We start from the raw sequence: 1,965 nt of genomic DNA on the forward strand, positions 1-1,965 counted from the left end.
GGTGGCTTTTTTATCTAATGAAAATATTTACTGATAATCAGTAAGTTAAGTGAGTTTATTGCCTGTTTTTAAGTTTATCCGTTTGGTAGTGAAAATGAATACAGAATGTACACGTAGACTTTTATGGATTAGAAACAGCGAACACAAAGTCGAAAAACGCAATCCGCCTCGGGTATTTTCCTTATGGTTGGCATTTGCCAACGGTAAAAAACGTTTAAAAACGAACAATTACTGTTCGATTTTGAACGTTTTTCAGCCTCCTATATTGGAGTAGCGTTAAAAAAAGCTCTGTTTCTTAGGATGTGTCTGAAATATTTATGAACCTCCTAGAAAGAAAACAGCACGGGTGCTAAGAGCATATGGAGTAATTATTATCAAAACAGAGTAAGCAGAGTGGTGTGGCGTAAATGTTGAATTTTGTCTCCATGGCATGAAATTCGTGGCAGCAAATAAGAAATAAACCTCTAATTAAAGTATCGGGTTTCGGATCTATATTTATTACATAATGAAAAAACTAATTTTTTCCTTCTTCTTATTTTCTCATTTCCCTGCTCACGGCCAATTGGATATCCAATTAACGCCAAAAGTATTTATTGGTGTTCATGAAAATATTGAAATATATTTCTTTGCGGAAAAGCTTGCCGTAGAGCATATTGATCATTTTGTTTTCAACAATAGAAACATGGACTATATGCATCAGCCTATTGTATATCATGCATTTCAATATTTTCGAAAGTATAAAGACGCTCCGGTCATTATACGGATATCCGAAATTATTGAGCAACTCCGAGATAGCTTGCATGATAATGGGCCTATAATGGACTATTTGATTAATCAACCAGAGCTTTCGTCAAAGACGGAATCTGCGTCTGTTGCAGGTCAACAAGGCAACCAGATAATTAATGCTACAAAATATCTGCCCCTAATGCAAGAGCTTACCGATAGTCTAAGAAGTTTCTATATCCAGACAGATGCCAATACTTTTTTGAAGGAAAACATAGCTTTCTATAAAGGAGCTCTGCAAGAGTTTATTGCGGATGTTGATGGAGACATTTTTTCCTTTATGGAACAGTATTACGGAAAAACATTTCCAAAGTACCAGCTTTATATTTCACCTGCTATGCCAATTCCGTCAGGCGAAGATAATTATAGAGGATATGGCCCCCAAATTTCTACGCCAAATGGCTTAGTGCCCACTATGATAGTTAGTTCCAGCAAAATGCTTCCGCTACAGGACAGTTTATCGTTATACAGACATTATGGTTTTGACAATCGGCAAGTGACACAATTTATCTATTCCCACGAAATAGGACATTCCTTTATTAATCCACTATTAGAGAAGTATGCATCACAAATAAAACGGGATTCAATTCTGTATACTGAGGAATTGAAAGCACTGTTAAGCCCAAGATACATAAATGATTGGTATGTCTGTGTTGTTGAACACTTGGTGAGATTGGGCGAGATTAGAATTGCTGTTATGATGGAAAATGAAGAAGAGGCAAGCCGATTGAGGAAACTACACATAGGACAGTATAAATGTGTGCTAATCCCATTTTTAGAAAATGAAATACAGAAATATGAGCTCAACAGATCAAGATATCCGACTTTTGAAAGCTTTTTAGGGGACTTGATCGACTCCCTTCATACGCTTACGCCACAAGCCATTAATGACGAGGTCTCAAAATATAAGGACAAGTTCTAAATGAGAAAAATTTCAAAAGGGATAAAGCCATGCCTTAGTATCCATATGCTTGAAAAAGAAAAGGCACCCGTACTAGCTACGGATGCCTCTGTGGGAGCTACTGGATTCGAACCAGTGACCACTCNCGACCTTGCAGGTCGGGATGCCCTGAACCAGCAGGCTACCTCCCGTTAATAAGTCTTTCGATACGTTTTCGGCTTTTCCACGACTTCAGCTCCCTTTCCCTTACGTTGGCCGATGATTTTTCCTGATAGGATTCG

At 37.8% G+C, this 1,965-nt stretch carries 1 protein-coding gene and 1 tRNA gene; one reads left to right on the forward strand and one right to left on the reverse strand.

Features of this window, described 5'->3' with window-relative positions; all coding sequences use genetic code 11:
• Nucleotides 1-505 precede the first annotated feature (505 nt).
• Entirely contained in the window at nt 506-1,705 is a 1,200-nt protein-coding gene (locus A37S_RS0122440; RefSeq protein ID WP_028298876.1) for a DUF4932 domain-containing protein, read from the forward strand.
• A gap of 91 nt (nt 1,706-1,796) precedes the next feature.
• On the opposite strand, the gene A37S_RS0122445 is transcribed toward A37S_RS0122440, so the two are convergent.
• Nucleotides 1,797-1,874: transfer RNA gene (locus tag A37S_RS0122445), tRNA-Cys, on the reverse strand.
• Between the last annotated feature and the right edge of the window lie 91 nt (nt 1,875-1,965).

The sequence above is a fragment of the Olivibacter sitiensis DSM 17696 genome (assembly GCF_000427965.1).
GTDB lineage: Bacteria > Bacteroidota > Bacteroidia > Sphingobacteriales > Sphingobacteriaceae > Olivibacter > Olivibacter sitiensis.

Bases quoted from the DNA above. Each gene is read 5' to 3' on its own strand.
- A37S_RS0122440 (WP_028298876.1), top strand. From the start codon at position 506: ATGAAAAAACTAATTTTTTCCTTCTTCTTATTTTCTCATTTCCCTGCT.